11 protein-coding genes are annotated in these 13542 nt (G+C 63.3%); 6 read left to right on the forward strand and 5 right to left on the reverse strand.

Annotated features, from left to right (window positions below):
• Positions 1 to 26: 26 nt before the first annotated feature.
• On the reverse strand, positions 27 to 542 hold the full coding sequence (locus tag P9220_RS09795; protein ID WP_309764666.1) for a MarR family transcriptional regulator: 516 nt from the start codon (positions 540 to 542) through the stop codon (positions 27 to 29).
• 401 nt (positions 543 to 943) lie between these two features.
• Between P9220_RS09795 and typA the strand changes: the two genes are divergently transcribed.
• The 6 genes from typA to P9220_RS09825 all read left to right on the forward strand — a co-directional run bounded on the left by typA (position 944) and on the right by P9220_RS09825 (position 10671).
• Positions 944 to 2770, forward strand: a complete 1827-nt coding sequence (gene typA / locus P9220_RS09800) for a translational GTPase TypA (RefSeq protein ID WP_040050190.1) — start codon at positions 944 to 946, stop codon at positions 2768 to 2770.
• Positions 2771 to 3147: 377 nt separating this feature from the next.
• Positions 3148 to 6009 carry a 2-oxoglutarate dehydrogenase E1 component gene (locus P9220_RS09805; protein WP_309764667.1) on the forward strand — a complete coding sequence of 954 codons (2862 nt, stop codon included), beginning with the start codon at positions 3148 to 3150 and terminating at the stop codon, positions 6007 to 6009.
• Positions 6010 to 6091: 82 nt separating this feature from the next.
• Positions 6092 to 7408, forward strand: a complete 1317-nt coding sequence (gene odhB / locus P9220_RS09810; protein ID WP_309764668.1) for a 2-oxoglutarate dehydrogenase complex dihydrolipoyllysine-residue succinyltransferase — start codon at positions 6092 to 6094, stop codon at positions 7406 to 7408.
• An 87-nt stretch (positions 7409 to 7495) separates the two neighbouring features.
• Complete coding sequence (lpdA, locus tag P9220_RS09815) at positions 7496 to 8926, forward strand: dihydrolipoyl dehydrogenase (protein ID WP_309764669.1); 1431 nt, start codon at positions 7496 to 7498, stop codon at positions 8924 to 8926.
• A gap of 81 nt (positions 8927 to 9007) precedes the next feature.
• Positions 9008 to 10105, forward strand: a complete 1098-nt coding sequence (gene zapE, locus P9220_RS09820) for a cell division protein ZapE (protein ID WP_309764670.1) — start codon at positions 9008 to 9010, stop codon at positions 10103 to 10105.
• 149 nt (positions 10106 to 10254) lie between these two features.
• Complete coding sequence (locus P9220_RS09825) at positions 10255 to 10671, forward strand: transposase (RefSeq protein WP_309764671.1); 417 nt, start codon at positions 10255 to 10257, stop codon at positions 10669 to 10671.
• 105 nt (positions 10672 to 10776) lie between these two features.
• On the opposite strand, the gene P9220_RS09830 is transcribed toward P9220_RS09825, so the two are convergent.
• From P9220_RS09830 to P9220_RS09845, 4 genes are all read right to left on the reverse strand, one after another.
• Positions 10777 to 11241, reverse strand: coding sequence for a DUF2147 domain-containing protein (locus tag P9220_RS09830; RefSeq protein WP_309764672.1), 465 nt, complete (start codon positions 11239 to 11241; stop codon positions 10777 to 10779).
• A gap of 52 nt (positions 11242 to 11293) precedes the next feature.
• The gene (surE, locus tag P9220_RS09835; RefSeq protein WP_309764673.1) at positions 11294 to 12082 is read right to left on the reverse strand and encodes a 5'/3'-nucleotidase SurE; all 789 of its coding nucleotides are present in this window, start codon (positions 12080 to 12082) and stop codon (positions 11294 to 11296) included.
• Positions 12083 to 12156: 74 nt separating this feature from the next.
• Positions 12157 to 12396 carry a hypothetical protein gene (locus P9220_RS09840; protein WP_309765444.1) on the reverse strand — a complete coding sequence of 80 codons (240 nt, stop codon included), beginning with the start codon at positions 12394 to 12396 and terminating at the stop codon, positions 12157 to 12159.
• Between the two features lie 172 nt (positions 12397 to 12568).
• Positions 12569 to 13441 (reverse strand): DUF1571 domain-containing protein, encoded by an 873-nt coding sequence (locus P9220_RS09845; RefSeq protein ID WP_309764674.1) that lies wholly within the window; start codon positions 13439 to 13441, stop codon positions 12569 to 12571.
• Positions 13442 to 13542: the final 101 nt, after the last annotated feature.

Here is a 13542-nt window from a genome sequence, read left to right on the forward strand (position 1 = left end):
AGGTGCTGGCAGACGCGAAATCTGCGTCATCGCGAAGGCGCGCCTGGCTTCTCGACATTGCCGGCGAGGCAGGCGGCAGCGGGATCGCACGTGTTCGCGAGAATCCGGCGCAGCATGCTCTTCAGGAAGCCCACTTCCTCGGGCGTGAATCCCGCGAGCAGCGTGTCGAGCACGCGGGTGAAGATCGCCGGAACCTGCTCGGCCATCGCGCGCCCGTCGGGGGTGAGCGCAAGACGCACGACACGCCGGTCCTCGTTGCTGCGCACGCGCGACAGCAGCCCGCGCTTTTCCAGACGGTCGATGAGGCGCGTGACCGCGCTTGCATCGATGCCGTATTCCCGCGCGATATCGGCGGCCGTCATGCACTTGCCGACCGCCAGCATGAACACGATGCTCGCCTGCGTGCTCGTGATGCCGAGTTCGGACGTCGTGTGCTGCGTCACCATGTTCCAGAGCGTCGAGCGCACGCGACTGAGCAGATAGCCGACGCTTTCGCTCAGCACATAGCTGTCGATCGCCGTGGGTTTTGGAGCGTCGCTCATGAAAGGAATATGCAACTGCAATAGTGGACTAGGCAGGATTATAGGCGCGGCGTTACGTCGCCTGCAAGGAACTTTTATGGACTTGCTTACAATATGCGCGCGGCTTCCTCGGATGCCTTGTGGGACGGGGCTTCGCGCGTGGGTGGAGTCGGCGCGGCCCCGCTGGCCTGGCGCCGCGGATTCGGGTAGCGTCCTATTGTCGAAAAGCGGACGTTTGTGCGTGCTATACTTTACGGTTCTCACCGCGCCGGGCCGGAAGAGTAGTTCAAATCCCTGAAGTCTTCCGAGCGATCCACGCCGGGCGTCACGCACGATCTGACGCTCAATCGACGGTTTGCCGAGCCAGCAGGAGCCTTCAACTCCCGGGTTCGCTTCGACGGCGCACAACCAAGATATCCCTTATGACTCGCGCCCTCCGCAATATCGCCATCATTGCCCACGTCGACCACGGCAAGACCACGCTCGTCGACCAGTTGCTCCGTCAATCGGGCACGTTCCGTGAAAACCAGCAGGTCGCCGAGCGCGTCATGGACTCGAACGACATCGAAAAGGAACGCGGCATCACGATCCTCGCGAAGAACTGCGCGGTCGAATATGAAGGCACGCACATCAATATCGTCGATACCCCCGGGCACGCCGACTTCGGCGGCGAAGTGGAGCGCGTGCTGTCGATGGTCGATTCGGTCTTGCTGCTCGTCGACGCCGTCGAAGGCCCCATGCCGCAAACGCGCTTCGTCACGAAGAAGGCGCTTGCGCTCGGCCTGAAGCCGATCGTCGTCATCAACAAGGTGGATCGTCCGGGCGCGCGTATCGACTGGGTCATCAACCAGACCTTCGATCTGTTCGACAAGCTCGGCGCAACCGAAGAGCAGCTGGACTTCCCCGTGGTCTACGCATCCGGCCTCAACGGCTATGCGGGCCTCGACCCGGACGTGCGCGAAGGCACCATGCGTCCGCTGTTCGAAGCCATCCTCGAGCACGTGCCGGTTCGCCCGGCCGACCCGGACGGTCCCCTGCAACTGCAGATCACCTCGCTCGACTACAACACGTATGTCGGCCGGATCGGCGTGGGCCGCGTTGCGCGCGGCCGCATCCGCCCCGGCATGCAAGTGGCCGTGCGTTCGGGTCCGGACGGCGCGATCCTGAATCGCAAGATCAACCAGGTGCTGTCGTTCCACGGCCTCGAGCGCGTGCAGGTCGAAGAAGCGCAGGCGGGCGACATCGTGCTGATCAACGGCATCGAGGAAATCGGCATCGGCGTGACCATCTGCTCGCCGGAAAACCCCGAAGCGCTGCCGATGATCACCGTCGACGAACCGACGCTCACGATGAACTTCCTCGTGAATTCGTCGCCGCTCGCGGGCAAGGAAGGCAAGTTCGTGACGAGCCGCCAGATTCGCGACCGTCTGATGAAGGAACTGAATCACAACGTCGCGCTGCGCGTGAAAGATACCGGCGACGAAACCACGTTCGAAGTGTCGGGCCGCGGCGAATTGCACCTGACGATTCTCGTCGAGAACATGCGCCGTGAAGGGTATGAACTCGCGGTGTCGCGTCCGCGCGTGGTGCTGCAGGAAATCGACGGCGTGAAGTGCGAGCCGTACGAGAACCTGACGGTCGATATCGAAGACCAGCATCAGGGCGGCGTGATGGAAGAACTCGGCCGCCGCAAGGGCGAAATGCTCGACATGACCTCCGACGGCCGCGGCCGCACGCGTCTCGAGTACAAGATTTCGGCGCGCGGTCTGATCGGCTTCCAGAGCGAGTTCCTGACGCTCACGCGCGGCACGGGCCTGATGAGCCATACGTTCGACTCCTACGCGCCGGTGAAGGAAGGCTCGGTAGGCGAGCGTCGCAACGGCGTGCTGATCTCGCAGGACGATGGCGCCGCTGTCGCTTATGCGCTGTGGAAGCTGCAGGATCGCGGCCGCATGTTCGTGTCGCCGGGCGATGCGCTGTATGAAGGCATGATCATCGGCATTCACAGCCGCGACAACGACCTCGTCGTGAACCCGATCAAGGGCAAGCAGCTGACCAACGTGCGCGCGTCGGGCACCGACGAAGCCGTGCGCCTCGTGCCGCCCATTCAGCTTTCGCTGGAATACGCGGTCGAGTTCATCGATGACGACGAACTCGTCGAAGTGACGCCGCAGTCCATCCGTCTGCGCAAGCGTCATCTGAAGGAGCACGAGCGCCGTCGCGCGAGCCGTGAGGCCGCTGCCGACTAAGCGCACGCAGCGTCAGCCGCAGCCGCAGCAAGAAGCAAAAGCCGCCTTCGGGCGGCTTTTGCGTTTAGTCGCCGCAGATAGTCCTGCAAGCGCCTAAAGTTTGTCCGGCGGCAGCCGCTAAACATCGGCAGCATGCGCCCTTGCATCGCGGACAAACGCCCGCAAATGCCCGTTGCGCAAGGGCGAAGACGAGAGTGAAGGTGCGACCACCGGTCATATGACGAATGGTTCTGTGCTATGCTACCCGGATTAGCTGTCGCTTTTTAGGTCCTTCCAAGCAGACTTGATTCGCGCAATCCGCTAAACGGTCAGGCCGTGTCGCGGAAGGTTTCGTAACCCGCACTTCCTCGAGAAACTCGAAGAAAGGTGAGCGTAAAATGATGAAGCAATTCCAGTCGAACTCTTATTTGTTCGGCGGTAATGCTCCGTACGTCGAAGAGTTGTACGAGGCATATCTCGATAATCCCGCGTCAGTGCCCGAGACCTGGCGAGCCTATTTCGATGCGTTGCAGAACGTACCCGCATCGGACGGCACGAACCACAACGACGTGGCCCACGGCCCCATCGTCGAATCTTTCGCCCAGCGCGCGAAGTCCAATGGCTTCCTCCCGCGCGAAGGTGGAACGGAAGATCTCGCCACCGCGCGCAAGCAAGTCTACGTTCAGTCCCTGATCGGCGCATATCGCTTCCTCGGCTCGCAATGGGCCAATCTCGATCCGCTCAAGCGCCGCGAGCGTCCGCATATCCCCGAACTCGAGCCTGCGTTCTACGACTTCACCGAAGCCGACATGGACCAGACGTTCAGCGCCACGAACCTGTACTTCGGTTTCGAGCGCGCGACGCTGCGCGAGATCGTCAAGGCATTGCGCGACACGTACTGCGGCACGATCGGCGCCGAGTACATGTACATCAGCGATCCCGAGCAGAAGCGCTGGTGGAAGGAACGCCTCGAGTCCATCCGCTCGACGCCGAACTTCTCGAACGAGAAGAAAAAGCACATCCTGAATCGCCTGACGGCCGCCGAAGGCCTCGAGCGTTTCCTGCACACCAAGTACGTCGGCCAGAAGCGCTTCTCGCTGGAAGGCGGCGAGAGCTTCATCGCGTCGATGGACGAAGTCGTCCGTCACGCGGGCAAGAACGGCGTCCAGGAAATCGTCATCGGCATGGCGCACCGCGGCCGCCTGAACGTGCTGGTCAACACGCTCGGCAAGATGCCGGCGGACCTCTTCGCCGAATTCGAAGGCAAGCACGTCGATGACCTCCCGGCCGGCGACGTGAAGTACCACAAGGGCTTCTCGTCGGACGTCTCGACCGAAGGCGGCCCGGTTCACCTGTCGCTCGCGTTCAATCCGTCGCACCTCGAAATCGTGAACCCGGTGGTCGAAGGGTCGGCGAAGGCGCGCATGGATCGTCGTGGCGACGAAGAAGGCCTGCAAGTGCTGCCGGTGCAGATTCACGGCGACGCGGCTTTCGCGGGCCAGGGCGTCGTGATGGAAACGCTGAACCTCGCGCAGACGCGCGGCTACGGCACGCACGGCACGCTGCATATCGTCATCAACAACCAGATCGGCTTCACCACGTCGGACCCGCGCGATTCGCGCTCGACGCTGTACTGCTCGGACGTCGTCAAGATGATCGAGGCGCCGGTGCTGCACGTGAACGGCGACGATCCCGAAGCCGTCGTGCTCGCCACGCAGCTCGCGATCGACTTCCGGATGAAGTTCCACAAGGACGTGGTGGTGGACATCATCTGCTTCCGCAAGCTCGGCCACAACGAGCAGGACACGCCGGCCGTCACGCAGCCGCTGATGTACAAGACCATCGCGAAGCATCCGGGCACGCGCGCCGTCTACGCTGAAAAGCTCGTGCAGCAAGGCGTGATCACCGCCGAAGACGCCGACAACTTCGTGAAGGCGTACCGTCAGGCGATGGACGAAGGCCATCACACCATCGATCCCGTGCTCTCGAACTACAAGAGCAAGTACGCGGTCGACTGGGTGCCGTTCCTGAACCGCAAGTGGACCGACGCCGCCGATACGGCCGTCCCGCTCGCCGAACTGAAGCGCCTTGCCGAGCGTGTCACGACGATTCCCGAGAACTTCAAGCTGCATCCGCTCGTGGAGCGCGTGATCAACGATCGCCGCGCAATGGGCCGTGGTGAAGCGAAGCTCGACTGGGGCATGGGCGAGCATCTCGCGTTCGCGTCGCTGGTCGCATCGGGCTATGCGGTGCGCCTGACCGGCCAGGATTCGGGCCGCGGCACGTTCACGCATCGCCACGCCGTTCTGCACGATCAGAACCGCGAGCGCTGGAACGACGGCACCTACATTCCGCTGCAGAACATCGCGGACGGTCAGGCCAAGTTCACGGTCATCGACTCCGTGCTGTCGGAAGAAGCGGTGCTCGGCTTCGAGTACGGCTATTCGACCGCCGAGCCGAACACGTTCGTCGCGTGGGAAGCGCAGTTCGGCGACTTCGTGAACGGTGCGCAGGTCGTGATCGACCAGTTCATCTCGTCGGGCGAAGTGAAGTGGGGCCGCGTCTCGGGTCTCACGATGATGCTGCCGCACGGTTACGAAGGCCAGGGTCCGGAGCACTCGTCGGCGCGCATCGAGCGCTTCCTGCAACTGTGCGCGGATCACAACATGCAAGTGGTCCAGCCGACGACGCCCGCGCAGATTTTCCACCTGCTGCGCCGTCAGATGATCCGCCTGTTCCGCAAGCCGCTGATCATCGCCACGCCGAAGTCGCTGCTGCGTCACAAGGAAGCCGTGTCCGATCTGTCGGAACTGGCGAAGGGCTCGTTCCAGCCGGTCATCGGCGAAGTGGACGAAACCATCGAGGCGAAGAAGATCAAGCGCGTGATCTGCTGCTCGGGCCGCGTGTATTACGACATCGTCGCGCATCGCCGCGAAGCGAAGGCGAACGACGTCGCCATCGTGCGTATCGAGCAGTTGTATCCGTTCGCGCACAAGCAGTTCGACGCGGAACTCAAGAAGTTCGAGAACGCGACCGAAGTGGTCTGGGTGCAGGACGAGCCGCAGAATCAGGGCGCATGGTTCTACATCGAGCACCATCTGCGTGAAGGCATGAAGGAAGGGATGAAGCTCGCCTACAGCGGCCGCCCCGCTTCGGCCTCGCCGGCAGTCGGCTACTACGCGAAGCACTACGAGCAGCAGAAGGCGCTGATCGAAGGCGCGTTCGGCCGCCTGAAGGGTGCGCAGACCATCGCGAAGTAATCTGCCTGACCGGGACCGGCGCGCGAAGCGTGCGCCGGTCCCGATGCTCGTACACACAGACACGCATTAGGACAATACAGAAATGGCTATCGTAGAAGTCAAGGTTCCCCAGCTTTCCGAGTCGGTCTCGGAAGCGACCATGCTGCAATGGAAGAAGAAGCCGGGCGAGGCTGTCGCCCAGGACGAAATCCTGATCGAAATCGAAACCGACAAGGTCGTCCTCGAAGTGCCCGCGCCGTCCGCCGGCGTGCTCGCGCAAGTCATCAAGCATGACGGCGATATCGTCACCGCCGACGAAATCATCGCGAAGATCGATACCGAAGCAACGGCGGGCGCCGCGCCCGCCGCCGTCGCCGCTGCCGGCGACGCCGAAGTGAAGCCCGCGCCGCAAGCGGAACCGGCGGTTGCATCGTCGTCGGCGAACGCGCAGGCGACCGCCACCGCCACGGGCGGCTCGGTCACGGGTGGCGCAACGTCGCCGGCCGCGACGAAGATCCTCGCAGAGAAGGGCGTGTCCGCCGACCAGGTGTCCGGCACGGGCCGCGACGGCCGCATCACCAAGGGCGATGCGCTCGCCGCTTCGGCATCGGCGTCCGCGCCTGCGAAGGCTGCTGCTCCGGCCGCTGCACCGGCGAAGGCTGCGAAGCCGTCGCTGCCGCAAGTGAACGCGCCGGCATCGGCCGATCAATGGCTGAAGGATCGCCCGGAGCAGCGCGTGCCGATGTCGCGTCTGCGTGCGCGTATCGCCGAGCGCCTGCTCGAATCGCAGCAGACCAACGCCATCCTGACGACGTTCAACGAAGTCAACATGGCGCCGGTCATGGACCTGCGCAACAAGTACAAGGACCGCTTCGAGAAGGAACACGGCGTCAAGCTCGGCTTCATGTCGTTCTTCGTGAAGGCCGCCGTGCACGCGCTGAAGAAGTTCCCGCTCGTGAATGCGTCGATCGACGGCAACGACATCGTGTATCACGGTTACTTCGATATCGGTATCGCGGTCGGTTCGCCGCGCGGTCTCGTGGTGCCGATCCTGCGCAATGCGGATCAGATGAGCCTCGCCGACATCGAAAAGAAGATTGCCGAATTCGGCCAGAAGGCCAAGGACGGCAAGCTGTCCATCGATGAAATGACGGGCGGCACGTTCTCCATCTCGAACGGCGGCGTATTCGGCTCGATGCTGTCGACGCCGATCATCAACCCGCCGCAGTCCGCGATTCTCGGCGTGCACGCGACGAAGGAACGTCCGGTCGTCGAGAACGGCCAGATCGTCATCCGTCCGATGAACTACCTCGCGCTGTCCTACGACCACCGCATCATCGACGGCCGCGAAGCCGTGCTGTCGCTGGTCGCGATGAAGGACGCGCTGGAAGATCCGGCGCGCCTGCTGCTCGATCTGTAAGAAGCATCGTTGCCCCGGCGCGCGCGATAGGCTCGCGCGCGCCGCGTCACGCGTCTCCGCAGAAGCGGAGTCACCTCAAGGAAAGTCATGTCCAAAGAATTTGATGTCGTCGTGATCGGCGCGGGCCCTGGCGGCTATATCGCGGCGATTCGCGCAGCGCAGCTCGGCAAGACGGTTGCGTGTATCGAGAAGTGGAAGAACCCGGCCGGCGCGCTCAAGCTCGGCGGCACGTGCCTCAACGTCGGCTGCATTCCGTCGAAGGCGCTGCTCGCGTCGTCCGAAGAATTCGAGAATGCGTCGAAGCACCTGGCCGATCACGGCATCAGCGTGTCGGACGTGAAGCTCGACGTATCGAAGATGCTCGCGCGCAAGGACGGCATCGTCGAGAAGATGACGAAGGGCATCGAGTTCCTGTTCCGCAAGAACAAGATCACGTGGCTCAAGGGTCACGGCAAGTTCACCGGCAAGACGGACGCCGGCGTGCAGATCGAAGTGTCCGGCGAAGGCGAGACGGAAGTCGTCACGGCGAAGAACGTGATCATCGCGACGGGTTCGAAGGCGCGTCATCTGCCGAACATTCCGGTCGACAACAAGCTGATCGCCGACAACGAAGGCGCGCTGTCGTTCGACTCCGTGCCGAAGAAGCTCGCCGTCATCGGCGCAGGCGTGATCGGCCTGGAGCTCGGCTCGGTGTGGCGTCGTCTCGGCGCGGACGTGACGGTGCTCGAAGCGCTGCCGCAATTTCTCGGCGCAGCGGACGAATCGCTTGCGAAGGAAGCCGCGAAGCAGTTCAAGAAGCAGGGCCTCGACATTCACCTCGGCGTGAAGATCGGCGAAGTCAAGACGACGGGCGAAGGCGTGTCGATCGCCTACACGGACAACGCCGGCAATGCTCAGACGCTGGAAGCGGATCGTCTGATCGTGTCGATCGGCCGCGTGCCGAACACGGACAATCTGGGTCTCGAAGCCATCGGCCTGAAGGCGAACGAGCGCGGTTTCATCGACGTGGACGACCATTGCGCGACGAGCGTGCCGGGCGTGTACGCGATCGGCGACGTCGTGCGCGGCCCGATGCTCGCGCACAAGGCGGAAGACGAAGGCGTGGCGGTGGCGGAAATCATCGACGGGCAGAAGCCGCATATCGACTACAACTGCGTGCCGTGGGTCATTTACACGGAACCGGAAATCGCGTGGGTCGGCAAGACGGAACAGCAGCTCAAGGCCGAAGGCCGCGAGATCAAGACCGGCCAGTTCCCGATGATGGCCAACGGCCGCGCATTGGGCATCGGCCGTGCGGAAGGCTTCGTCAAGATGATCGCCGACGCGAAGACCGACGAGATTCTCGGCGTGCACGTGATTGCTGCGGACGCGTCGGACCTGATCGCGGAAGCGGTCGTGGCGATGGAGTTCAAGGCGGCGTCGGAAGACATCGGCCGGATCTGCCATCCGCATCCGTCGTTGTCCGAAGTGATGCGTGAAGCGGCGCTGGCGGTGGACAAGCGCGCGCTGAACATGTAACGCTCGGCTTCGGGCATCGAGGCATCGCAACGAAGGCGAGCGGATCAACCGCTCGCCTTCGTCATTTTCAAACGGCAGAAGATGAACGTCACCGAATACTACGAAAACGAACTGCGGACGCGGGGTTATCAATCGGATGCGGCGCAGCTCGCGGCGGTCGCGCGGCTGCAGCGCTGCTACGAGGAATGGGTGGCGTACAAGGCGCGCCGCTCGAACGCGCTGAAGAAGTTCCTCGTGCATCCCGATCTGCCGCGCGGCGTCTACATGTGGGGCGGCGTGGGGCGCGGCAAGAGCTTTCTGATGGACAGCTTCTATGCGGTCGTGCCGGTGCAGCGCAAGACGCGCCTGCATTTTCACGAATTCATGCGGGAAGTGCATCGCGAGCTGGAAGAACTGAAAGGCCAGTCCGACCCGCTCGACGAACTCGCGCGGCGCATTTCGAAGCGGTATCGGCTGATCTGCTTCGACGAGTTTCACGTTTCGGATATCGCCGACGCGATGATTCTTTATCGCCTGCTCGATCGCCTCTTCACGAATGGCGTGCAGTTCGTGATGACGTCCAACTACGAGCCGGACACGCTGTATCCCGAAGGGCTGCATCGCGACCGCCTGCTGCCGGCGATCGAACTCATCAAGAACAATCTGGACGTGCTGAACGTGGATGCCGGCACCGACTATCGCAAGCGCACGCTCTCGCAGGTGAAGGCGTATCACTGGCCGCTCGGCGCGGCGGCGGACAAGGCGCTGCGCGCGGACTACGCGAAGCTCGCGGCCGTGCCGGACGAAAGCCCGATCCTGCATATCGAGAAGCGCGAGATCAAGGCGTTGCGTAAAGCCGATGGCGTCGTCTGGTTCGACTTCGCGACGCTGTGCGGCGGGCCGCGCTCGCAGAACGACTACCTGGAACTGGCGAGCCGTTTTCATGCGGTCATCCTCTCGGACGTGCCGCAGATGTCCCCGCGCATGGCGTCCGAAGCGCGCCGCTTCACGTGGCTCATCGACGTGTTTTACGACCACAAGGTAAAGCTGCTGATGTCGGCGGCCGTGCCGGCCGAGCAGCTCTATGTGGAAGGCCCGATGGCCAACGAGTTCGCGCGCACGGTGTCGCGCATCGTCGAGATGCAGTCGCAGGAATACCTCGAGGCGCCGCGCCGCACAGTGAACGTATCGCTTACTTAGGCTAATACGAGAAATCAAAATTAGGCCGTTAGGCAAACGGCACAAGGCTCGCGCCGGGTTTTCAAGATTCGGATGCCTCTGATTTGCCAGCCGGAAGGCACTCGGTATCGTTCTAGCCAGTTATTGGTCAGCTAATTGGAGAGAACACCGTGAAGCCCTACCGCGACATGTCCGACGAAGAATGGCAGATGGTTGCTCCTCTGCTCCCCGAACTGCGCCCGCGTTCGGAATTGCGCGGCCGGCCGCTCGCCAACACGCGCGCCGTGCTGAACGGCGTGCTGTGGGTCATGTACAGCGGCGCGTCGTGGTCCACGCTGCCGCGCAAGTATCCGTCCTATCAGACGTGCCATCGCCGCTTCAAGGCATGGCACGAGTCGGGCGTGCTGCTGCGCGTGATGACGCAACTGTTCGGCCCGGCGGGCGAATCGCTCTATGCGCTCATGACCTCGCGCATGCGCGTGCCGGCGGAGATGCCTGTTGCGACGGCGGAGACCATCGGCGTCGTGCAGCAGATTGCCGTCCCGCGCGTGCAGCATGTCGAGGCGCCTGTGCGTCAGGCAGCCTGAACACGGTTCGAAAGACGGCACGCGCTTGCGCGTAGCCCGAAAGACAAAAGCCGGCAAGACGCGAAGTCTTCGCCGGCATTGTCGTTTATAAGCGCGTCGCGCGCATCATTGCTGCCGCAGCCACGTCTGCGAGCGTCCGAGCAGCGAAACGCCGATATAGCCGCGCACCACCAGCTTCTGTCCGCCGCTCTCGAGCGTCATCCTGCACTTGTAGAGCTTGCCGTTTTCCGGATCGAGGATGTGTCCGCCGGTCCACGCGTCGCCGTCGCGCTTCATGCCGGTGATGATGGTCATGCCCTTGATGAGCTGGTCCTTGCGCTCGTCCGTGCAGGCCGTGCAGCGGCGCTCCGGATGATCGAACTCGCCGATACCCCGCACGACCTTGCCTTCCAGTTGTCCGTTGCCGTCGTCGACGATCTGAATGATGGCCCGGGGCTTGCCCGACGCGTCATCGATGGTTTGCCACGTGCCGACCGGCGTCGCCGCTTGCGCGAACGCGGCCGATGCCGTCAGCGCGAAGAGGGCGCTTGTCACCACGCGCGCGCCGAGGCGGCCAATGTAATGCGTCATGTCGTCTCCTTGTTCTTGTGATGGCGCGTCGATGCCGAGGGCTTTCAGCCGCTCAGACGTTGCCCTTCAAGCCGGCCTGAAGCGTTTCGAAAGTCTGCAGGGCGGTGCGGTCGAAATGCAGCGGCGTCACCGAGACGCGCTTCGACGCCACGACCGCCGTTTCGCTGTCGGGGGCATTCTCGCGCGGTCCGCGCTGAAAGCGCAGCCAGAAATAATCGATGCCGCGCGGATCGACTTCCGGCGCCACGTCGATGCCTTCCACGAGCCCGACACCTTGCCGCGTGACGGTCAGCGGACCGGCGGCGGAGGCATCGCAATCGGGGAAGTTGACGTTGAGACAAGTGGGCGCGTCGTGCGAGATGGCGAGCAGCCGGCGGATCACGCCAGGCGCGAGTTCACGCGCGGTGTCCCAGCGCACGTTCTCGCGATCGCTGAACGTCTGACTGAGCGCAATGGACGGCAGGCCGAGCAGCAGGCCCGTCATTGCTGCACCGACGGTGCCGGAGAACATCGTCTCCACGCCCAGATTCGCGCCGCGATTGATGCCCGAGAGCACGAGCGTCGGCGGCGCGTCTTTCATCAGATGGCGCGCGGCCATCACGACGCAGTCGCCGGGTGTGCCTTGTACGCCGAAGCGCCGCTCGCCCCGGCGCGAGATGCGCAGCGGCGAATGCAGGCTGATGGAATGCGACGTGCCGCTTTGATCGTGCTCGGGTGCGATCACCCAGACTTCGTGCGCGAGCTCGGCGGCGACGGCTTCGAGCACGGCGAGGCCGGGCGCGTCGATGCCGTCGTCATTGGTCAGCAGCACACGTTGAACGATGGGTTCAATAGCGGACATCGCGAATCGCTCCTTCGGCCGGTGGTGAAAGTATCGACCGATTATTACAGAGTTCGCGATGAAAAGCGGGCCGCTTATTTGACGCCGAGACCGCGCAGCACGGCGTTGCCGTCTTCGGTGAGGCGCACTTTCGGGCCGCTCGCGTCCGGCGACACGATCTCGACATAGCCGTATTCCTGCAGCGACGCGACGTCGGGCGTCGCTGCCATGGCGTCGATCGGTGCGTGCAGCAGCAGGAGCAGCGTCGCGATCTCGTGGTGGCTGAGCAGCCGCTTGATGACTCGCCTGGGAGCGAGGTTGGCGCGGAGGTTCATGAGCGAACTCCTTGTGTTTGCATGACGATGCGCGCCGCTTGTCCGTGCGGCCGCGTTGATGTCGATGATGAGGTCGGGCAAGCGTATCGACGCATTCTTAGGCGAGACTTAAATCCTGCGCCGCGAGCGTGAAGCAGGCGTTACAGCGTGTGTCAGCAACTCAGTAGGCGCTTCAGAAGCGATAGTCGGGATTGGCGGGATCGAAGGTCAGATCGTCGAACGACCTGGGGACGATGTGTTCGAACAAGACGCTTTCAAAGAGATTGCCGTCGTCGTCGAATGACTCGACGGTGCGAAAGAGCGGCTGGTTCAGGTCGAGGCCGAGCACTTCGCGTTTCGCGTAGAAGCCCGGCTGTGCATCGGGCGCGGCGTAGGTAAGGGCGACCACGCGTACGCCGTGGACCGTTTTCACTTCGATGTCCGCCGGCTGCGTGATGCCGGCTGCGGGGAACTTGCGGCCTTCGTCGATGAATCGTTGCGTGATGGCGTCGATACCGAGTTCGCGGATCGAGTGATTCGATTGCGCGCGGGCGAGTGGTCCGTTGATAGACGCCCACATCGGCAGGACGCCGAGCATGCCGCCCAGATGACCGTAAAGTTCGCCCGGCCGTCTGGATGCGTCGTAGATCACTTCCTGACCGGCGTGCGCGCCGTCGGGGAGCCACTTGGCGTAGATGCGTAGCGGGTCGTGCGTGACGCGCACGAGCATGTGATCGGCGCGCCGGGGCCATCGCCCGTTGATGCGTTCGCGCCGCAGCATGGTGAATTCGCACGATGCGTATCGCGCGAGTCCTTGTTGCAGGTAGAGGGGGAGCGTATGCGGATCGAGCGAGCGGAAGAGGGCGACGAGTTGATGATCGTCGAGCGCGGCGAGCGTGCCATTGGCGGCGGCGTGGGCGAGCCAGCGCACTTGCTGGCCGGTGGTTAGCGCGCCGACGCTGTCGGGACTGGTTACTTGCGCGTGGGCGTGCAGGCCAATGCAGAGGCAAGCGAACGCAACAACGCGACGAAGCCAGCGGCAAAAACGGCGGGGCGTTGGCGGCATGGCGAATCCTCGATGTCGGCACGGCGTGGGCTGGCATCAAGCGAGAGCGATGCCAAATGCATCGTTAACGATGGAGTTGGTGAACTTCTTCCGCGGATGCT

The sequence above is a fragment of the Caballeronia sp. LZ016 genome (genome assembly GCF_031450805.1).
Lineage (GTDB): Bacteria > Pseudomonadota > Gammaproteobacteria > Burkholderiales > Burkholderiaceae > Caballeronia.